Genomic DNA, 20,268 nt, shown 5'->3' with positions numbered 1-20,268 from the left:
GCCCTGAAGGGGCCTCGTCCTCAAACACCGGACGGGCTGATTTCGCCGACCTGGGTCAAGCAGTGACCGTTCCGCCCCGCCCCCACCCCGCACCTCGACCCCGTTGTCAGAGGCGGCCGTTACTCTCGGGCGCATGGCTCTCAACACGGCTCCGGACGCGCCGCTCCCCGTCGGTGAGGTCTCCCGGCTCATCGGCGGGTGGATCGATCGGCTCGGTGCGGTGTGGGTCGAGGGGCAGATCACCCAGTTGTCGCGGCGGCCCGGTGCCGGGGTCGTGTTTCTGACGTTGCGCGACCCGTCGTACGACATCTCGGTGAGCGTGACGTGCTTTCGGCAGGTGTTCGACGAGGTCGCCGAGGTCGTCAGCGAGGGCGCGCGGGTCGTCGTCCTCGCGAAGCCGGAGTGGTACGCGCCACGGGGGCAGTTGTCGTTGCGGGCCACCGAGATCAGGCCGGTCGGGGTCGGGGAACTCCTCGCGCGGCTTGAGCAGTTGAAGAAGTCGCTGGCCGCGGAGGGGCTGTTCGCGGCCGACCGGAAGAAGCCGTTGCCCTTTCTGCCGCAGCTGATCGGGCTGGTCTGCGGACGGGCCTCGGCCGCCGAGCGGGACGTGCTGGAGAACGCGCGGCATCGCTGGCCGGCGGTCCGTTTCGAGGTGCGCAACGTGCCCGTGCAGGGCGTGCACGCCGTGCCGCAGGTCGTGCAGGCCGTGAAGGAACTCGACGCGCTCGACGGCGTGGACGTGATCATCGTGGCGCGGGGCGGCGGCAGCGTGGAGGACCTGCTGCCGTTCTCCGACGAGCAGCTCGTACGGGCCGTGTCGGCCTGCCGTACGCCGGTGGTGTCCGCGATCGGGCACGAGCCCGACAACCCCCTCCTGGACTACGTCGCCGACCTGCGCGCCTCCACCCCCACCGACGCCGCGAAGAAGGTCGTACCGGACGTCGGCGAGGAGTACGAGCGCGTACGGCAGCTGCGCGACCGGGCGCGGCGGTGTGTCGTCGCGTTCGTGGACCGGGAGGAGCGCGGGCTGGCGCAGGCGCTGTCGCGGCCGTCGATACAGGATCCGCACCGGATGATCGACGAACGCGCGGATCATGTCGCCGCGCTCCTCGGCCGGGGCCGCCGCACGCTCGGCCACCTCCTGGACCGCGCCGACTCGGAGCTGACCCACACCCACGCGCGCGTGGTCGCCCTCTCTCCCGCCGCGACCCTGAAGCGGGGGTACGCGGTGCTGCAGCGGGCCGACGGGCATGTCGTCCGGGACCCGGAAGAGGCGAGCGCGGACGAGGTGCTGCGCGCGCGGGTCGCCGAGGGCGAGTTCACGGTTCGGGTCGAGGCGTAGTTCCTGTTGATGCATAGGGTGGGCGGATGACCAGCAAGGTGACGGAAGAGTCGCTCGGGTACGAGCAGGCACGCGACGAGCTGATCGAGGTCGTACGGCGGCTGGAGGCGGGCGGTACGACCCTGGAGGAGTCGCTCGCGCTCTGGGAGCGGGGCGAGGAACTGGCCAAGGTGTGCCGACGCTGGCTGGACGGCGCGCGGGCTCGGTTGGACGCGGCGCTGGCGGAGGAAGAGGAAGACGGCTCGGCCACGGAAGCGGACGGCGACGGCGAGTAGCGAGAGCGGGCGGCTCTCGCGGGCTGGCGGGCTGGCGGGCTGGCGGGCTGGCGGGCTGGCGGGCTGGCGGGCTGGCGGCAGCGGATCGTAAGTAGCGCCGGCTGTCGGTGGACGGCAAGCCGCAGCGGCCGCCAGCCGGCGCAGCGACGGCGAACAGCTAGCAACGGCCAACAACCCAGGACCGGCCGAGGACTGTCAGCGGACGGCGAAACCAAACGCCGACAACCAGCGGCGGACGGCGAACAGCGCACGCCGGCAGCGGACAGCGCGTCGCGGCGACCGCTGGTTGGCAGCGTCGGCGATCAGTTGGCAACTGCTGGCAGCGGACGGCGAGTTGCGACAGCCGGTGGCGGATGGCGAGGCGCGCTCGCGGACACCCGTCAGTGACGGCGGCCAGCCAATACCCACCGCCGCCTGCTGCTACCGGGGACGCCGACCACTCACCAGAAAGAACAACAGCAGCCCCCTGGCGAGCCACCCCAGCGGTATTTCCCTGTGATGCGGATCACCATGCTCCGGTTTTGGTTGAACGTTGAACGTCTCATCGCGTACGGTCGGTCTCGTCAGCCTATCCGGACCACGGTCCGGTTCCGGTTTCCGGCCACCCCGAGGAAGTTCACGTATGTCTCTCGTCCTTGACCCCACCGCCCAGGACCTGCTGTTCCGCGAGGCCCGCACCGCGAACACGTTCACCGACGAGCCGGTGACGGACGAGCAGGTGCAGGCGATCTACGACCTGGTCAAGTACGGCCCGACCTCGATGAACCAGTCGCCGCTGCGCATCACCCTGGTCCGCTCCCCCGAGGCCCGCGAGCGCCTCGTGCAGCACCTCGCCGAGGGCAACCAGAAGAAGACCGCCGCCGCCCCGCTGGTCGCGATCCTCTCCGCGGACAACGAGTTCCACGAGGAACTGCCGAACCTGTTCCCGCACTTCCCGCAGGCCAAGGACGCCGTCTTCGGCGAGCGTTCGGTCCGTGAGGGCAACGCCGCGCTGAACGCCGCCCTCCAGGCCGCGTACTTCATCATCGGCATCCGTGCCGCCGGCCTCGCCGCCGGTCCGATGACCGGCCTCGACTTCGCCGGCGTCCAGAAGGAGTTCCTGGACGGCGACCACACCCCGTTCGTCGTCATCAACATCGGCAAGCCGGGCGAGGACGCCTGGTTCCCGCGCTCCCCGCGGCTCGCGTACGACGAGGTCGTCACCACCGTCTGAGCACCGACCGACAGCGGCAGATGACATGACGAAGGCCCCCGGCACCGCGCCAGGGGCCTTCGCCGCAACCGTCCGTCTACTTCGTCCGCAGCGCCTTCGCCATCTCCGTCAGCTGCGCGAACGACCCCGTGCCCGCCACGACCGTCGTCGAGCCCTTGTCCGCCAGCACGAGGGCGTCGTAGCGACCGCCGGTGTAGCGGGTCCAGGTGCGGCCGTCGATGGTCTGGGTCGTCTTCGTCGCGGCGCCGCCCTGGCTCGCGGTGTCGACGAAGTCGGCCTGCTTCTGAGTCGACTGCTCTATCTGCACGTACTGACCACCGGGGGCACTGAACCCGAGGTGCCAGGCGTTGAACGCGGCGCCGTCGTAGCTGACCGAGGTCGCCTTCCAGCTCGTGGACAGGCCCTCGGGGGCCGCCACCGGGTACGGCGCCGCGCGGCGTGCCGTGAGCAGCTCCACGCGGTAGTCGACCCGCTTGATGTCTGGAGCGTGGTCGCTGTGCGGGATGAAGATGTAGACGACCGCCGCCGCGATCCCGATCAGGCCCAGGGAGAGGATCATGTCCCGGACCGTCTTCTGCTTGCCGTTCGAACCTGCCACGTCCCTATCGTCGCAGGTGCCCTGGTCCGCTCATCCGTGGGGCCCCCTGCTCATTTTGTCTGCCTGGCGATAGAGTCGGGGCCATACCCTCATCCGGCCGTCGTCGTATCAGAAAGGTGCGCTCCGATGACCGAGCATCATCATCTGCCGTCCGAACTCGAAGTCCCCTCCGAGGCCCCCGACCGCAACCTCGCCCTGGAACTCGTCCGGGTGACCGAAGCCGCCGCGATGGCCGCGGGCCGCTGGGTCGGGCGCGGTGACAAGAACGGCGCCGACGGTGCCGCCGTGCGTGCCATGCGGACCCTCGTCTCCACCGTCTCGATGAACGGCGTCGTCGTCATCGGTGAGGGCGAGAAGGACGAGGCGCCGATGCTCTTCAACGGCGAGCGCGTCGGTGACGGGACCGGGCCGGAGTGCGACATCGCCGTCGACCCGATCGACGGCACCACGCTCAACGCCAAGGGCATGCCGAACGCGATCGCCGTGCTGGCCGCCGCGGACCGGGGTTCGATGTTCGACCCGTCCGCCGTGTTCTACATGGACAAGCTGGTCACGGGGCCCGAGGCCGCCGAGTTCGTCGACATCGAGGCCCCGATCTCGGTGAACGTCCGCCGGGTCGCGAAAGCGAAGCGGGTCACGCCCGAGGACGTCACCGTCGTCGTCCTGGACCGGCCGCGGCACGACGGCATCATCAAGGAGATCCGGGAGACCGGTGCGCGGATCAAGCTGATCTCCGACGGCGATGTCGCGGGCTCGATCCTGGCGCTGCGCGAAGGCACCGGCGTGGACCTGCTCCTCGGTATCGGTGGCACCCCGGAGGGCATCATCTCCGCCTGTGCCGTGAAGTGCCTCGGTGGCGTGATCCAGGGCAAGTTGTGGCCGAAGGACGACGCCGAGCGGCAGCGGGCGCTGGATGCCGGGCACGACCTGGACCGGGTGCTCACCACCGGTGACCTGGTGTCCGGGGAGAACGTGTTCTTCGTCGCGACCGGGATCACGGACGGGGAGCTGCTGCGGGGGGTGCGGTACCGGTCGGAGACCGCGACCACCGACTCGATCGTGATGCGGTCCAAGTCCGGGACGGTGCGGCGAATCGATTCGGAACACCGGCTGAGCAAGCTGCGGGCGTACAGCGCGATCGACTTCGATCGGGCCAAGTAACCACGACGCGGGCACGAAAAAAGCCACGACCGCAGGGTCGTATCTGAAAGCCACGACCGCACGGTCGTATGTGAAAGAGGCGCCCCCGGTGCGGTGGGGGCGCCTCTTCTACGTCGGTCAGCCTGCCGCTGCTATGCGGCCCGCCGCGCGGGCCTTCTGGAGTTCCAGGTCGCGGCGGCGGCGCCTGGCCAGGACCACGCGGCGTTCGGCGGCGGTGAGGCCGCCCCAGACGCCGTACGGCTCGGGTTGCAGGAGCGCGTGCTCTCGGCACTCGACCATGACCGGACAGCGGGCGCAGACGCGCTTCGCGGCGTCCTCGCGGGAGAGTCGGGCGGCGGTGGGTTCCTTGGAGGGTGCGAAGAACAGGCCTGCCTCGTCGCGCCGGCACACCGCTTCGGTGTGCCAGGGAGCGTCTTGGTCCCTGTCTCGCGCAGGCACCCGCTGAGCCGGAACAGCAGCTACCTGCAGGGACGAATGCGGCGGTTGCAGCACGGTCTACTCCTGACGACGGCTTCGCGAGCGAGAGACGATGCAGCAAGGCCTACCCGCTGTGCGCGCGCCTATGCACTGAGTTCCGAACCGCTGGTTTTCGGGCGCTTCTGCGCGATGTCAGGGCCGTACGGGCGTGGACCGATCAGCTCCACATGTGTCCCGGTTCACAACCGTCAACGGTCCAGGTGTTTGCGCAAATTCTTGTCGACCTTGCGCTGAACCCGATCGAGAATGTCCGCAACGAGCTTGCCCCGCTTGGGTTTTGCCTCGATGTTTCCGAGTACGGCCCACCCGTCGACGAAGACCACGGGCGCGTCCGGCTCCAGCGAATCCAGCGTGTCCACCTCGAAGTTGCCGAGGACTCCGCCGCCGGTGCCGCGCAGCGACACGTTCTCCGGGACGCGGATCTCGACGTTGCCGAAGACCGAGATCGCCTTGATGACGACCTGCTGGTACTCGAAGATCGCCTCGCTGAGGTCGATCTCGACGCTGCCGAACACGGCGTACGCGTGCATACGACGGCCCGCGCGCCAGCGGCCCTTGCGCATCGCGGCACTGAACACCGCCACCACGTTCTCATCGGCCTCGGCCGGGATCGCGCCCTCCGTCGGGCGGTTCGGGGCGGGGCTGTACGACGGGGTCGTCGCGCGGTGTCCATGGGCGGCCGGCAGATCCTGGATGAAGACCTCCAGCTCGCCGACCGTCTTGGCGCTCAGCACCCCCTCGACCCGCTCGGCGTGCTCCTCCGCGTCCAGGCGGCCCTCGGCCAGGGCCTCGCGCAGGATGTCGGCGATGCGGTCACGGTCGGCGTCCGAGGCGCGCAGCGACGGGGCGGCGGGCGCGGGCTGCGGGGCCGTGGGCGCGGATGCGGGCTGCTTCTGAAGGTCCACGGCAGCAGCGTACCGAAACGCGATAGATCGCGACTAGGGGTGTGGACGGCGGGTGTGGACAACGTTGGCGAGACGGCACTGCCCGGAGGAACTGAGCCTTACCTCACAAGCTCGGTGTCAGTGGCAGGTTCTACGCTGGTCGGTGCCTGCCAATGGCGGCCGGCCGTGCTGTCTGTCGAGTGAGGAATGGGCGACAATGCCTGAGTTCGCGTACACCGATCTGCTCCCCATGGGAGAGGACACCACCCCGTACCGGCTGGTGACCTCCGAGGGTGTCTCCACCTTCGAGGCCGACGGGCGGACGTTCCTCAAGGTCGAGCCCGAGGCGCTGCGCAAGCTGGCGGCCGAGGCGATCCACGACATCCAGCACTATCTGCGGCCCGCCCACCTGGCCCAGCTGCGCCGGATCATCGACGACCCCGAGGCGTCGAACAACGACAAGTTCGTGGCGCTGGACCTCCTGAAGAACGCGAACATCGCCGCCGCCGGTGTACTGCCCATGTGCCAGGACACCGGTACGGCGATCGTGATGGGCAAGCGGGGGCAGAACGTCCTCACCGAAGGTGAGGACGAGTCGGCGCTGTCGCGCGGTATCTACGACGCGTACCTGAACCTCAATCTGCGGTACTCGCAGATGGCCCCGCTGACCATGTGGGACGAGAAGAACACCGGGTCGAACCTGCCCGCCCAGATCGAGCTGTACGCGACCGACGGCGGCGCCTACAAGTTCCTGTTCATGGCGAAGGGCGGCGGCTCCGCCAACAAGTCGTTCCTCTACCAGGAGACGAAGGCGGTCCTCAACGAGGGCTCCATGATGAAGTTCCTTGAGGAGAAGATCCGTTCGCTGGGGACGGCCGCCTGCCCGCCGTACCACCTGGCGATCGTGGTCGGCGGTACGAGCGCCGAGTACGCGCTGAAGACCGCGAAGTACGCCTCCGCGCACTACCTGGACGAGATCCCGGCGGAGGGTTCGGAGTTGGGGCACGGGTTCCGGGACAAGGACCTGGAGCAGAAGGTCTTCGAGCTGACGCAGCGGATCGGCATCGGGGCGCAGTTCGGCGGCAAGTACTTCTGCCACGACGTGCGCGTGGTGCGGCTGCCCCGGCACGGGGCGTCCTGCCCGGTCGCCATCGCCGTGTCCTGCTCCGCCGACCGGCAGGCCGTCGCGAAGATCACCGCCGAGGGTGTGTTCCTGGAGCAGTTGGAGACCGACCCCGCGCGGTTCCTGCCGGAGACCACCGACGAGCACCTGGACTCCGCCGAGGAGGGCGTCGTCCGCATCGACCTCAACCAGCCCATGGACGACATCCTCGCCGAGCTGACCAAGTACCCCGTCAAGACCCGGCTTTCGCTCTCCGGGCCGCTCGTCGTGGCGCGTGACATCGCGCACGCCAAGATCAAGGAGCGGCTCGACGCGGGCGAGGAGATGCCGCAGTACCTGAAGGACCACCCCGTGTACTATGCGGGGCCCGCGAAGACCCCTGAGGGGTACGCGTCCGGGTCCTTCGGGCCTACGACCGCCGGGCGCATGGACTCGTACGTCGAGCAGTTCCAGGCGGCGGGCGGCTCCAAGGTGATGCTGGCCAAGGGGAACCGGAGCAAACAGGTCACCGACGCGTGTGACGCGCACGGCGGCTTCTACCTCGGGTCGATCGGTGGGCCCGCGGCGCGGCTCGCCCAGGACTGCATCAAGAAGGTCGAGGTCGTCGAGTACGAGGAGCTCGGGATGGAGGCGGTCTGGAAGATCGAGGTCGAGGACTTCCCGGCGTTCGTCGTGGTCGACGACAAGGGCAACGACTTCTTCCAGAACCCGGCGCCCGAGCCTACGTTCACGCATATTCCGGTGCGGGGGCCTGGGTTGGGCTGAGCAGGTGCCGGACGCCCGCCCCTGGCGACAGCGGAGGCGGGCGTCTCAGGTCGGGCCTCACTGTGCGCCGCGCCGTCACTCACCGCGGCGGGCGCGCTTCCACCGGACCTGCCAGGGCAATGCGGTTGTTCGTGATGTCAACGGGGCCTGCCCGGCCCTACCCTGATGGCCTGTCACTCTCGGGGGAGCACGAATGACGTTCGACCAGTCCTCCTGGCAGCTCCACAACAGCCGGGTCTTCAACATCGCGGGCGATCTGCGTCTGACCGAGCAGAGCGGACCGGCGGAGTTCGCCGAAGCGGTCGCGGAACTGCGGTCACGTATCGGGGCGTTGGAGGGCGTACCGGAGTCCGAACGCGCTGCTCTCGACGCGGAACTCGCCGACATCGCCGACATCGCCGGGGACGCCCTCGGGGGCGCGGGTGAGGCCGGCCACGGTACGTCGTCCGCCGAACCGGACGCGGAGGACTCAGACGCCCCGGAGGACACCGAGGACGCGCCCGACGGGACGGACGACGCCGTCACCGGCCGGCTGACCCGGTTCGCCAACCGGCTGCGTGCCCTGCGCGGCACCGCCGCCGCGGCCGCCGAACTGGGCAACACCGTGGACGAGCTGGCCCGCTGGGCCGGCGGCCACCACTTTTGATCGGCCCCGTGCGATGCGGGGATCCGACGCGGCACAACCGGGCTACGAGCAGCCGAACTGGCATCCGGAGACGGTCATCAACGCGGGCGCCGTCCACTTTCCGGGAAGCGCCGGCCAATCGCTCGGTGGGACACCCGAGGGCGTCCCACCACCGCCTCCGGACGCCGCGGGCTTCCGACGGTCACTGGCCCGGCTGCTGCTGCGGAAGCTGACCTCCACGCTCGACGAGATGCACTGGCTGGACGACAAGTTGGTCGAGCTGTCCGCGATCGTCGAGGACGTGGACGGCCGTACGGTGACCGGTCGCCGCCGCGGTCCGCTGCGGTGGCGCGAACGCTCGGCCGTCAGACCGCTGTCGCAGGTACTGGCCCACCCCGAGACCGACCTAATCCTGCTCCAGGGCGGCGCGGGCGCGGGCAAGAGCGTGGCACTGCGTCAGCACGCCATGTCGCAGCTGGCGGAGATCGCCGAGGGCCGCGACCCGGAAGGGCCCCTGCCGCTCTACGTCAACCTCCGCGAACTCAGGGCGAAACCCCATGAGATCAATACCGATGTACTGCGGCGGTACATCATGGCGCAGACCGGACCTCGGGGCAGCACCGCCGTCGCGACGTACTTCGCGCACTGCTTCACGGAGGACCTCCAGCAGCGACGGGTCACCCTGCTGCTCGACTCCTTCGACGAGATCCCGGCCGTACTCGACAGTCCGACGATCGACGCCGCCGTGGCGCCGTACATCCAGACCGTCATCGAACTCGTCGAGGGCGGCGGGCGGTGTGTGGTCGCCGCACGGGAGTACAAGGGCCCGCGCGCGTCGGGCTGGACCCGACTCCAGCTCCTCGGCCTGGATCCGGAACAGCAGGAGAGGTTCCTGCACAGGCTCGGTTTCAAGGAGGCCGACTTCGCGCGTGTGCAGGCACTGCTGACGGACCCGCGCCGGGGGTTCGCGACCGAGCTGCGGAATCCGCTCAGCCTGCACCTCCTCGCCACGTACGTACGGGAGATGGACGCCGTACCGGACCGTCCGAGCGCGTTGTTCGAGGAGTACGCCGCGTCGCGGCTGCGCAAGGCACTGCCGTCGACGGTCGACCGTGACGGCCATGACGGCCATGACGGCTTTGAGACCGCCGGACGGGCTCGCGGACCGCAGCGTCGGATCGAGGACTTCCTTGCCCGCTTCGCGTTCCAGCTGACCGGGACGCGGGGCGGACTGTCCGTGGACGAGCGAACCTTCCGGGACGAGATCTCCCGGGCCGCCGGGGATCCCGCGACCCGCGACCTGATGATCCATGTGCTGGCGGAGTCACGGATCCTGGTCTCCTCGCCGGAAGAGCCGATGGGGAGCGAGAGCGGCGCGGGACCCGCCGAGCAGTCCGGCCGCAGGGTGTTCTTCGGCCATCGACGCGTCCTGCAGTACTTCGCCAGCCGGTACGTGGCCGAGCATCCGTCGGCCGTGCCGCCCCGCGAACTGGCGACGAGCGGGCAGTGGCGTGAGACCGCCGTGACCGTGCTCCAGGACGGTACGGCCGAGGTCACGGACCCACTGCTGGAGGCACTGAGCGAGGTCCTGGCCGACGAGCGGGACCAGGCGGACCGGGCCGGCACGGACGGGTTCACCTGGTCACCGAGGGCCGTACACACGCTGGAACTGCTGACGGCCGCCTACCAAGGGCGGCCGGAGTTGCCGCACGCCCCCGTGCGGACGCTGGTCGAAGACCTGGTGGCGAGGGCGTGGAAGCACGGCAGCATCAGCGACCGCAAGTTCGCCCTGGACTGCATACCGCTGCTCTCCGAAGGAATGCGTCAGTCGTACGTGGACTCGGCGTTCGCCGGAACGAGCAACTGGCTGCGGATGACGGCTTTGCGGGACTGCGCCATGTTGCCCGCGGTGCCGGAGACGGTACGGAGAGCCGTCCGCAGGCTGCTGATCACGCGCCTCGGGGAGCAGAAGACGACGCCCTCGGAGACACGAGCGTTCGACGGGGATCTGCGGCGGTTGCGCGTGGACGAGGATCTGGTCGCGCTGCGGAAGGTGGTGGACTGGGCGCCCAAGGGGGTGTTGTTCTGGGGCACGGTCAGCACGCTGTTCCTGTCCTTCTCCAACGGGTCGCGTCCGGGGACCATGCTGGCTGGCCTCGTGATGGGCTTGTGCATGGCTCTCGGCCCTACCTGGATCCTCTTCTGGTACGTCCAGGTCAGCGAGCCGCTGTCCTACGGAGCGGGGCGGCGTCTGCCCCACAGGATTCTGGAGCAGGGCGGCCTCCGAAAGGTCAGGATCGGGTTCGGACGGCTGACGGCGACCATCGCCGTGGGAATCGTTGCTCTCTGTGTACTGGCGCTGGGGATCCTGGCCCTGCTGGTGTTCCAAAGAGAGGACTCGTTGGTCGGGGGACTGGTCTGGGCACTACTGACCATCCACGCCACCCTGTGGGGTCCCAACCTCCTCTACGCGGTTCGTCGGGCCTCTCCCTCCTGGCGATTCAGCGTGGCGAGAGTGGTGTTCTTCATGCCGTACGTCCTTGTGTTCGAAAACCATCTGGTCCGCAGGTTGTTGACGAACAGACTCGCCATGCGCACCGCGTCGGTAGCCGTAGCCATCGCAGCGGCGCTCGGCCTAGCGAACGTCGTCATCTACTTGCTGACAGTGGTCCGGTCCGTACCATGGGTGCTCTACATCCTCGTTGTGGTCAGCGGTGGACTACTGGTCTACATGTCCGGACCCCCACTGTTCCGCCGCGCCATCCGCCCCGTTTACCGCGAACTCCGCCGCCACCGCGCCCTGACCCGCGCCATCGCACAGGGATCCCCCGGCGGCCCCGCCTTCTTCACCGCCCTGTTCGGCCTCCGCGACGCGGACGAAGCCGCCGCGTACGTGGTGGGCATCCGTACCGTGCCACGCGGCGCCCCCCTCGACCTGGACCGGCAGACCCTGCGCCGCTGTATCGCCCTCCTTCAGGGTGGGTCCCCCGCCGGGGCCGCACCGGGAATCTCCCCCGAAGCCCTCGACCAGCTCGCCAAATGGCAGGGCGACAGTCGGCTTCTCGACGAGCTGGGGCGGCTGGACGAGCAACTCCGTACCCGCTGACCAGACCATTCGACGGACCGCCCCCGGAACATCCCCGCCCTCCCGGTCGATATACAGGTATGAGCGATTACCGCATCGAGCACGACTCCATGGGCGAGGTACAGGTCCCCGCGGACGCGAAATGGCGGGCCCAGACCCAGCGGGCAGTGGAGAACTTCCCGATCTCAGGGCAACGCATCGAGCGCGCCCACATCGAGGCGCTGGCCCGGATCAAGGGTGCCGCCGCCAAGGTGAACGCCGAACTGGGCGTGCTCGACAAGGACATCGCGGAGGCGATCCAGGAGGCCGCGCGTGAGGTGGCCGGCGGGAAGTGGGACGAGCACTTCCCGATCGACGTGTTCCAGACCGGGTCCGGGACCTCGTCCAACATGAACACCAACGAGGTGATCGCCACCCTCGCGACCGAGCGGCTCGGGCGGGAAGTGCATCCCAACGACCACGTCAACGCCTCGCAGTCGTCCAACGACGTGTTTCCGTCCTCCATCCACATCGCGGCCACCGGTGCCGTCATCCATGACCTGATTCCCGCGCTGGAGCATCTCGCCGGCGCGCTGTCGCGCAAGTCCGTCGAGTTCGCCGATGTGGTGAAGTCCGGGCGGACCCACCTGATGGACGCCACGCCCGTAACCCTGGGGCAGGAGTTCGGCGGGTACTCGGCGCAGGTGCGCTACGGCGTCGAGCGGCTGCAGGCCTCGCTGCCGCGGCTCGCCGAACTGCCGCTGGGCGGGACCGCCGTCGGGACCGGGATCAACACCCCGCCAGGCTTCTCCGCCGCCGTGATCGCCGAGGTCGCGCTGGTCACCGGGCTGCCGTTGACCGAGGCGCGGGACCACTTCGAGGCGCAGGGCGCCCGGGACGGGATCGTCGAGACCAGCGGGCAGCTGCGGACCATCGCCGTAGGGCTGACGAAGATCGCGAACGATCTGCGGTGGATGGCGTCCGGGCCGCGGACCGGGCTCTCGGAGATCTCGCTGCCCGATCTGCAGCCGGGGTCGTCGATCATGCCCGGCAAGGTCAACCCGGTGATTCCGGAGGCCGTGCTGATGGTCGCCGCGCAGGTCGTGGGCAATGACGCGACCGTCGCCACCGCCGGGGCCGCCGGCAACTTCGAGCTCAACGTGATGCTGCCGGTGATCGCCAAGAACGTCCTGGAATCAATCAGGTTGCTCGCGAACGTCTCACGGCTGCTTGCCGATCGGACCGTCGAGGGGATCGTCGCGCACCGGGAGCGGGCGCGTGAGTACGCCGAGTCCTCGCCGTCCGTCGTCACGCCGTTGAACAAGTACATCGGGTACGAGGAGGCCGCCAAGGTCGCCAAGAAGGCGCTCGCGGAGCGGAAGACGATCCGCCAGGTCGTGCTGGAGAACGGCTACGTGGAGCGCGGTGACCTGACCGTCGCGCAGCTCGACGAGGCTCTCGATGTCCTGCGGATGACGCGTCCGTAACCAATGGTCGCCCTGGCGTGAACCGTGACGCGCACCGCAGCGTCGTATGCCCGGGGCACCTAATATCTCTTCATGACAGACGGTGGAGCGGTACGAGCGGTGGAAGCGGGTACGTCTACGGCCTTCTGGGCGCCCGGGGATCAGATCCTGTGGCGCTATCGGGAGAACGCGGGCGACCGTTTCCACATCGCGCGGCCCGTGACCGTCGTCCGCGATGACGAGGAGCTGCTCGCGGTCTGGATGGCGCCCGGCACCGAGTGTGTGAAGCCGGTGCTCGTGGACGGTACGTCGGTGCACGGGGAGCCGCTGGAGACCCGGTACACGAAGCCGCGTACGGTCCAGCGCGACCACTGGTTCGGGACGGGTGTGCTGAAGCTGGCGCGGCCCGGTGAGCCCTGGTCGGTGTGGCTTTTCTGGGAGCCCGGATGGCAGTTCAAGAACTGGTACGTGAACCTTGAGGAACCGCAGGTCCGTTGGGACGGCGGGGTCGACTCCGTGGATCACTTCCTGGACATCTCCGTCCACCCGGACCGCAGTTGGCGCTGGCTCGACGAGGACGAGTTCGCGCAGGCCCAGCGGGACGGGCTGATGGATCCCCAACTCGCCGAGCGGGTACGGGAAGCGGGCTGGTCCGCGATCGAGACGATCCGTTCGTGGGGGGCACCGTTCGCGGACGGTTGGCAGCACTGGCGCCCGGATCCGTCCTGGGCTGTACCTTCACTTCCGGAGGACTGGGACCGCACCCCCGCGCACATGTCCACATGAGACCCTTGATGCGCCCCCGGTGCGCAACCGTAGGATCGTCCTCCGCAAGGGCACCGCACAACTCCCGGGGCATGTACCGGGACTGACCAGACGTCACCGAGGGGCGGCAGGACGTGAGCGAGGGGTATCAGGGCACCATCGGATCGGGCCACCGGTCCGCCGGTGACACAGGAACAGCCTCTGACCACGCGGGAATTCCGTTCCTGGGGCACGTATTCCGGGTATCGGCATTTCAGCGGGACGATCCGCACGTATCGCGTGCGGTCCCGGACGGACGGATTCGACACGCGTGACGGAGCACCCCACCTCCTTCGAGCGCCCCGGCGGCGCCGACCCCGCAGACCCCCGCGGGGCGCTCCTGCACACCTCGACGCCGTCCAGGCCGTCCGGTGGCGCCGGCTTACCGGCACAGGCACGCACCGGTGAGCCGCCTCCGGCGCCGGGTACGAGCACGTCCCGCGCCAAGGGGAAGGACCCGGCAGGTACCCCTGTGAAGCCCGACACCGCAGGTGGCTCCGAGCACTCCCAGCCCTCGGCCGCCGAACCCGACGCCCACCGCCCGCGCCCTTCGCCCGACGGCATCCCGGCCCAGCCGGGCGTCGGCGAGGTCTCCGACGCCGCCGCCAAGGAGCGCCGTACGGGGCAGGGGCTGCCGCCCGGCGGTCCCATGCCCATGCGGCGGGACGGGGACCGGCTGCGCTTCGTGGGCGCCGCGACCCGGCGGATCGCCCGTGGCATCGACCTCGACGAGATCGTCATGGGGCTGTGCCGGGCGACCGTGCCGACGTTCTCGGACGCGATCCTGGTCTATCTGCGCGACCCGCTGCCGGTCGGCGACGAGCGGCCCACCGGGCCCGTCGTGCTGCGGCTGCGCCGCACCGACCGCATCCCGGAGGAGCGGGACACTGAGAACGGCTTCATGCCCGCGATACAGCCGGAGCAGCCCTCCGAACTGTCCGCGGTCACCGCCGAGTTGTGCGAGGTACGGCCCGGAGGTGCGCTGAACGAGGTGCTGCGGGGCGTACGTCCCGTCTTCGCCGACTCTCCCGCCGCCCGCGCCGCACTGCCCGAACTGCTCGGTGAGGGCGGCGAGTTGATCGTCCCGGCCGGTCAGCGCGCGATCCTCGCGCCGCTGCGCGGCCGGCGCCGGGTGATCGGCGCCGCGCTCTTCCTGCGCCGCCCGGAGCGCATGGCGTTCGAGGCCGACGACCTCCTGGTCGCCGCCCAACTCGCCACGCACAGCGCGCTGGGCATCGACAAGGCGGTGCTCTACGGCCGCGAGGCGTACATCGCCGACGAGCTCCAGCGCACCATGCTCCCGGAGACCCTGCCGCGCCCCACCGGCGTCCGGCTGGCGTCCCGGTACCTCCCAGCCGCCGAGACCGCACGCGTCGGCGGCGACTGGTACGACGCGATCCCGCTGCCCGGCAGCCGGGTCGCCCTGGTCGTCGGCGACGTCATGGGCCACTCCATGACCTCGGCCGCGATCATGGGCCAACTCCGCACCACCGCACAGACGTTGGCGGGTCTCGACCTGCCCCCGCAGGAGGTCCTGCACCACCTCGACGAACAGGCCCAACGCCTGGGCACCGACCGCATGGCGACCTGCCTCTACGCGGTCTACGACCCGGTCTCGCACCGCATCACCATCGCCAACGCGGGACACCCGCCGCCGGTGCTCCTGCACCTCGGCGGCCGGGCCGAGGTGCTGCGGGTGCCGCCCGGCGCCCCGATCGGTGTCGGCGGCGTCGACTTCGAGGCCGTGGAGCTGGACGCCCCCGCGGGAGCCACCCTCCTGCTGTACACGGACGGGCTCGTCGAGTCGCGGCTGCGGGACGTCTGGACCGGGATAGAGCAGCTGCGCGAGAAGCTCGCCGCGGTCGCGCAGCTCACCGGACCCGATCATCCGCCGCCCCTCGAGGCCCTGTGCGACGAGGTGCTCGACATGCTCGGCCCGGGTGACCGGGACGACGACATCGCGCTGCTCGCCGCCCGCTTCGACGGGATCGCGCCCAGTGACGTGGCGTACTGGTTTCTCGACCCGGAGGACTCGGCTCCCGGCCAGGCCCGTCGGCTGGCCCGGCGTGCGCTGGCCCGCTGGGGCATGGAGGACATGAGCGACTCCGTGGAGCTGCTGGTCAGCGAGGTCGTGACCAATGCCGTGCGGTACGCGTCACGGCCGGTCACCCTGCGTCTGCTGCGGACCGATGTGCTGCGCTGCGAGGTCGGGGACGACGTGCCTCAGCTGCCTCGGCTGCGGCAGGCGCGGGCCACCGACGAAGGCGGACGTGGGCTGTATCTGGTCAACAGACTGGCCCGTCGGTGGGGAGCCACCCGGCTCAGCACCGGGAAGGTGGTCTGGTTCGAACTGAACCGGAATTAGACATCGTCCAAAAGTTGCCGACATACCGGCGTCGGAGTTGACTGCTGGGGTACGCGAAGCGAAAGCGACCTACTTTCTTCCGAACAGGAGGACGCTCGTGACGCAGGCACCCCAGCACACTCCGTACACCACGAACAACGTCGGTATCCCGGTGGAGAGCGACGAACACTCGCTCACCGTCGGACCCGACGGCCCGATCCTGCTCCAGGACCACTACCTCATCGAGAAGATGGCTCAGTTCAACCGGGAACGGGTCCCCGAGCGGGTGGTGCACGCCAAGGGCAGCGGAGCGTACGGCTTCTTCGAAGTCACCAACGACGTCAGCCAGTTCACCCGGGCCGACCTCTTCCAGCCGGGCAAGCGCACCGAGATGCTCGCGCGGTTCTCCACCGTCGCCGGTGAGCAGGGCTCGCCCGACACCTGGCGCGACCCCCGCGGCTTCGCCCTCAAGTTCTACACAGAGCACGGCAATTACGACATGGTGGGCAACAACACCCCGGTCTTCTTCGTCCGGGACACCATCAAGTTCCAGGACTTCATCCGCTCGCAGAAGCGCCACCCGGCGACCGGGCTGCGCAGCAACGACATGCAGTGGGACTTCTGGACCCTCTCCCCCGAGTCGGCGCACCAGGTGACCTGGCTGATGGGCGACCGGGGCATCCCGAAGACGTACCGCCACATGAACGGCTACAGCTCCCACACCTACATGTGGATCAACGGCGCCGGTGAGCGGTTCTGGGTGAAGTACCACTTCAAGACCGACCAGGGCATCGAGTACCTCACGCAGGCCGAGGCCGACGAGCTGGCCGGGTCCGACGGCGACAAGCACCGCCGTGACCTGCACGAGTCGATCGAGTCCGGGAACGCGCCGAGCTGGAGCCTCAAGGTCCAGATCATGCCGTTCGAGGACGCGGCGGACTACCGCTTCAACCCCTTCGACCTGACGAAGGTCTGGCCGCACGGGGACTACCCGCTGATCGACGTCGGCCGCATGACCCTGAACCGGAACCCGGACGACTACTTCGTCCACATCGAGCAGGCCGCCTTCGAGCCCTCGAACCTGGTGCCCGGCATCGGCCCGTCCCCGGACAAGATGCTGCTGGGCCGGCTGTTCTCGTACCCGGACACCCACCGGTACCGGATCGGCCCCAACTACGCCCAGCTGCCGCCGAATCGGCCGCACTCCCCGGTCAACTCCTATGCCAAGGACGGCCCGATGCGGTACGAGGCGTCCAACACGGCGCGGCCGTACGCCCCGAACTCCTACGGCGGACCGGCGGCCGACTACGGCCGGTTCGGTGACCCGGCGAGCTGGCAGACCGCCGGTGAACTGGTCCGCGAGGCAACGAAGTTGCACCGCGAGGACGACGACTTCGGGCAGGCCGGCACGATGGTCCGCGAGGTCCTCGACGATGCCGCCCGCGACCGCCTCGTCGCGAACATCACCGGTCACCTGAAGGCCGACGTGTCCCGCTCGGTCCTCGACCGTGCCCTGCAGTACTGGCACAACGTCGACAAGGAACTCGGCGACCGGATCGCCGCGAACTTCGCCTAGCGGTACGCGAGTTCACCCAGCGGCACGCAGAGAGGGCGCCCGGCGAAGTGCCGGGCGCCCTCTCTGCGTGTGACCTGACTACTGGCCGCGTGACCCGACTACTGGTCGAGCTGGTCGAACGGGTTGTCCGTGTTGTCGTCGCTCGGTGTCGTCGGCGAACTGGTCGTCGGCGTCGGGGTGGGTGTCGGGGTCGGCGTCGGAGTCGGGGTCGGCGTGGGTGACTCCGAAGTCGGGGTCGGGGACGGCGACTTGGTCGTCGGCGTCACGGACGGTGTCGCCGACGGGGTCGGGGTCACCGTCGGCGTGTAGTCCGGCTCGACCGCCGCGCCCTGGTCGGTGTCCAGGTCGAACTTGCCGTTCGCCTTGGTCACTCCGAACATGTACGTCGCCCAGATCTGCGCCGGGTAGCCACCACCGTTGATACGGCCCGGGTACGGGATGAGGCCGGTGGCGCCGGTCAGCGTCACCTGTTGGCTCGCCTGCTTGGTCCCGACCGCGCCCTCGCCGAACAGGCCGACAGAGGTGACCAAGTCGGGCGTGTAGCCGGTGAACCAGGCCGACTTGTTGTTGTCGGACGTACCGGTCTTGCCCGCGACCTGCTGCCCGTCGCGCTTGCTGTTCTCGGCCACCGACTTCTTCGCCGTACCGTCGTCGACCACACCGGTCAGCACCGAGGACACCGTGTCGGCGGCCTCACGCGGGATGACCTGGGCGCCGATCGGGTTCGGCATGGTGATGTTGCGCGTGTTGTGCGCGACCGACTTGATGAGGGCCGGGGTGACCTTCTTGCCGTGGTTGTCGAAGGTGGCGTAGACACCGGCCATCTCCATCGGGCTCGCACCCATGGTGCCGAGGGTCTGCGCCGGTACGGCCTTCAAGTCGCCGGTGTCCATGCCCAGTTCGCCCGCGGTCTTCATGACCTTGTCCATGCCGACGTCGACACCGAGCTGCGCGAAGACGGAGTTGATCGACTTGTTCATCGCCGTCTGGACGGTGACCTTGCCGTAGTCGACGTCGTCCTCGTTCTCCGGCGCGAACGCGATGTCGCTGCCCACGACCGGGCGCTTGCTGGTGCCGTCGTAGAGCGTCTTGGTCGTGATCGTCTTGCCGGACTGCGTCTTGGCCTCGTCGGCCAGGGCCGCGGCCAGGATCACCGGCTTGAACGTGGACGCGGGCTGGTAGTCGGTGCGGGTCGCGTTGTTCTGGTAGTGCTCCGTGTAGCCCGCGCCGCCGTACATCGCCACGACCGCGCCCGTCGTGGGGTTCACGGAGACCGCGCCGGGCTGGACGTTCGCGTCGACCTTGCGCTTCTTGGCATTGAGCTTGCTGGTCAGCTGGGACTTGACCGACTTCTCCAGCTGGGCCTGCTTCTTCTTGTCGATGTTGAGCGTGATCGTCCAGCCGCCCGCGTCGACCAGCGCCTCGGCCTCCTTGGTGTTGGCGGCCACGCCCTGCGAGATCAGCTGCTTCTCCAGGGCCTGGTTGGCCGCGAACACCATGTAGCCGTTCTGGCCCTCCATGCCGGCCTCGGCCTTGGGCGCCTTGGGGACCGGGAACTTCATCCCCTCGCGCTCGGTCGCGCTGAGCCACTTCTGCCCGACCATGTTGTCCAGCACGTAGTTCCAGCGCGCCTGCACCAGCTTCCGGCCGGTGTCGGTCGCGGCCTGCCAGTCGTACTGGTTCGGCGCCTGCAGCAGCGCGGCGAGATAGGCGCCCTGCTCGACCGTGAGCTTCTTCGCGTCGACCTGGTAGTAGGCCTGGGCGGCGGCCTGGATGCCGTAGGCGCCGCGGCCGTAGTAGCTGGTGTTGATGTACCCGGCGAGGATGTACTCCTTGGACTTCTCGCGGTCCAGCTTCAGCGAGATGACCATTTCCTTCAGCTTGCGCGTGACGGTCTGGTCCTGCGTCAGGTAGTAGTTCTTCACGTACTGCTGGGTGATCGTCGAGCCACCCTGCGCGCCCTTGCCGGACAGCGTGTTGAGCAGGCCGCGCGCGGTGCCCTTGAGGTCGACGCCGGCGTCCTGGTAGAAGGTCTTGTTCTCGGCGGCCACGAACGTCTCCTGCACAGGCTTGGGCACCTGTGAGAGGTCCACGTTCTCGCGGTTGACCACGCCCTTGCGGGTCAGGACCGAGCCGTCGCTGTACTTGTAGATGTTGCTCTGCAGCTTCGCGTCGGCATTGCCCGCGGGGATGCTGATCATCATGTAGAGCACGATGAAGGCACCGATGCCCAGCAGGCAGAAGCCGAGGAAGGTGCCGAGGATCTTCTTCCAGGTGAAGAGCCTGCGTATGAAGCTCTTCCCGTCCTTGGCGCCCTTGCCGTCCTTGGCGCTCTTGCCGTCCTTGACTTCGGTGGCGCTCGTGGCTGCCGTGCCGTCCGCCCCTGACGAGCGGCGGGTCTTGGGCGCCGCGCGGTGTCCACCGCGCTGACGCGCTCGTCTCTCTTCCGCTCGTCCCATGAGTCCGTTCCGCTCCGCTTCGCTCTCTTGTGCTCTGGTGTCACACAGGTTCGCCCGTCAAGTCAGCTCAGAAAGCTAACACCAGGAGTTAT

15 protein-coding genes are annotated in these 20,268 nt (G+C 69.0%); 11 read left to right on the top strand and 4 right to left on the bottom strand.

Annotated features, from left to right (window positions below; all coding sequences use genetic code 11):
- The first annotated feature begins 133 nt into the window (after nt 1–133).
- The 3 genes from xseA to OG588_RS32280 all read left to right on the top strand — a co-directional run bounded on the left by xseA (nt 134) and on the right by OG588_RS32280 (nt 2,830).
- A complete protein-coding gene (gene xseA, locus OG588_RS32290) occupies nt 134–1,342 on the top strand; it encodes an exodeoxyribonuclease VII large subunit (RefSeq protein WP_317774047.1) in 1,209 nt (402 codons plus the stop codon).
- A 26-nt stretch (nt 1,343–1,368) separates the two neighbouring features.
- The gene (locus OG588_RS32285) at nt 1,369–1,617 is read left to right on the top strand and encodes an exodeoxyribonuclease VII small subunit (protein WP_366095844.1); all 249 of its coding nucleotides are present in this window, start codon (nt 1,369–1,371) and stop codon (nt 1,615–1,617) included.
- 622 nt (nt 1,618–2,239) lie between these two features.
- Complete coding sequence (locus tag OG588_RS32280) at nt 2,240–2,830, top strand: malonic semialdehyde reductase (RefSeq protein WP_019058477.1); 591 nt, start codon at nt 2,240–2,242, stop codon at nt 2,828–2,830.
- Between the two features lie 76 nt (nt 2,831–2,906).
- On the opposite strand, the gene OG588_RS32275 is transcribed toward OG588_RS32280, so the two are convergent.
- The gene (locus OG588_RS32275) at nt 2,907–3,428 is read right to left on the bottom strand and encodes a DUF4245 domain-containing protein (protein WP_405950327.1); all 522 of its coding nucleotides are present in this window, start codon (nt 3,426–3,428) and stop codon (nt 2,907–2,909) included.
- 126 nt (nt 3,429–3,554) lie between these two features.
- Between OG588_RS32275 and glpX the strand changes: the two genes are divergently transcribed.
- Nucleotides 3,555–4,589: a class II fructose-bisphosphatase gene (gene glpX, locus OG588_RS32270; RefSeq protein WP_019058479.1), complete on the top strand. Its 1,035-nt coding sequence runs from the start codon at nt 3,555–3,557 to the stop codon at nt 4,587–4,589.
- Nucleotides 4,590–4,706: 117 nt separating this feature from the next.
- Here the strand turns inward: glpX and OG588_RS32265 are convergent, their stop codons facing one another.
- Together OG588_RS32265 and OG588_RS32260 are read right to left on the bottom strand one after the other, a co-directional pair.
- Nucleotides 4,707–5,081, bottom strand: a complete 375-nt coding sequence (locus tag OG588_RS32265; protein ID WP_026150672.1) for a WhiB family transcriptional regulator — start codon at nt 5,079–5,081, stop codon at nt 4,707–4,709.
- Nucleotides 5,082–5,254: 173 nt separating this feature from the next.
- Nucleotides 5,255–5,971, bottom strand: coding sequence for a DUF1707 domain-containing protein (locus OG588_RS32260; RefSeq protein ID WP_019058481.1), 717 nt, complete (start codon nt 5,969–5,971; stop codon nt 5,255–5,257).
- Nucleotides 5,972–6,167: 196 nt separating this feature from the next.
- Between OG588_RS32260 and OG588_RS32255 the strand changes: the two genes are divergently transcribed.
- The 7 genes from OG588_RS32255 (at nt 6,168) to OG588_RS32225 (ending at nt 17,717) form a co-directional block, all read left to right on the top strand.
- Complete coding sequence (locus tag OG588_RS32255) at nt 6,168–7,838, top strand: fumarate hydratase (protein ID WP_405950326.1); 1,671 nt, start codon at nt 6,168–6,170, stop codon at nt 7,836–7,838.
- 193 nt (nt 7,839–8,031) lie between these two features.
- A complete protein-coding gene (locus OG588_RS32250; RefSeq protein WP_405950325.1) occupies nt 8,032–8,484 on the top strand; it encodes a hypothetical protein in 453 nt (150 codons plus the stop codon).
- Nucleotides 8,485–8,497: 13 nt separating this feature from the next.
- A complete protein-coding gene (locus OG588_RS32245; protein WP_405950324.1) occupies nt 8,498–11,569 on the top strand; it encodes an NACHT domain-containing protein in 3,072 nt (1,023 codons plus the stop codon).
- 59 nt (nt 11,570–11,628) lie between these two features.
- Nucleotides 11,629–13,014: a class II fumarate hydratase gene (locus OG588_RS32240; protein WP_405950323.1), complete on the top strand. Its 1,386-nt coding sequence runs from the start codon at nt 11,629–11,631 to the stop codon at nt 13,012–13,014.
- A 72-nt stretch (nt 13,015–13,086) separates the two neighbouring features.
- Nucleotides 13,087–13,779, top strand: coding sequence for a DUF402 domain-containing protein (locus OG588_RS32235; protein WP_405950322.1), 693 nt, complete (start codon nt 13,087–13,089; stop codon nt 13,777–13,779).
- A 289-nt stretch (nt 13,780–14,068) separates the two neighbouring features.
- A complete protein-coding gene (locus OG588_RS32230) occupies nt 14,069–16,162 on the top strand; it encodes a SpoIIE family protein phosphatase (RefSeq protein WP_026150673.1) in 2,094 nt (697 codons plus the stop codon).
- 97 nt (nt 16,163–16,259) lie between these two features.
- Nucleotides 16,260–17,717, top strand: a complete 1,458-nt coding sequence (locus tag OG588_RS32225; RefSeq protein WP_405950321.1) for a catalase — start codon at nt 16,260–16,262, stop codon at nt 17,715–17,717.
- A 98-nt stretch (nt 17,718–17,815) separates the two neighbouring features.
- Here OG588_RS32225 and OG588_RS32220 read toward each other — a convergent pair whose 3' ends face one another.
- On the bottom strand, nt 17,816–20,176 hold the full coding sequence (locus tag OG588_RS32220) for a transglycosylase domain-containing protein (RefSeq protein WP_405950320.1): 2,361 nt from the start codon (nt 20,174–20,176) through the stop codon (nt 17,816–17,818).
- Between the last annotated feature and the right edge of the window lie 92 nt (nt 20,177–20,268).

The organism is Streptomyces prunicolor, from assembly GCF_045162825.1.
Classification (GTDB): domain Bacteria; phylum Actinomycetota; class Actinomycetes; order Streptomycetales; family Streptomycetaceae; genus Streptomyces; species Streptomyces prunicolor.
This window is presented reverse-complemented; position numbering and strand designations above follow the sequence as displayed.

Coding starts and splice junctions, on each gene's coding strand:
- OG588_RS32285 (WP_366095844.1), top strand. CDS start 1,369: ATGACCAGCAAGGTGACGGAAGAGTCGCTCGGGTACGAGCAGGCACGC.
- OG588_RS32280 (WP_019058477.1), top strand. CDS start 2,240: ATGTCTCTCGTCCTTGACCCCACCGCCCAGGACCTGCTGTTCCGCGAG.
- glpX (WP_019058479.1), top strand. CDS start 3,555: ATGACCGAGCATCATCATCTGCCGTCCGAACTCGAAGTCCCCTCCGAG.
- OG588_RS32255 (WP_405950326.1), top strand. CDS start 6,168: ATGCCTGAGTTCGCGTACACCGATCTGCTCCCCATGGGAGAGGACACC.
- OG588_RS32250 (WP_405950325.1), top strand. CDS start 8,032: ATGACGTTCGACCAGTCCTCCTGGCAGCTCCACAACAGCCGGGTCTTC.
- OG588_RS32245 (WP_405950324.1), top strand. CDS start 8,498: ATGCGGGGATCCGACGCGGCACAACCGGGCTACGAGCAGCCGAACTGG.
- OG588_RS32240 (WP_405950323.1), top strand. CDS start 11,629: ATGAGCGATTACCGCATCGAGCACGACTCCATGGGCGAGGTACAGGTC.
- OG588_RS32220 (WP_405950320.1), bottom strand. CDS start 20,176: ATGGGACGAGCGGAAGAGAGACGAGCGCGTCAGCGCGGTGGACACCGC.
- xseA (WP_317774047.1), top strand. CDS start 134: ATGGCTCTCAACACGGCTCCGGACGCGCCGCTCCCCGTCGGTGAGGTC.
- OG588_RS32235 (WP_405950322.1), top strand. CDS start 13,087: ATGACAGACGGTGGAGCGGTACGAGCGGTGGAAGCGGGTACGTCTACG.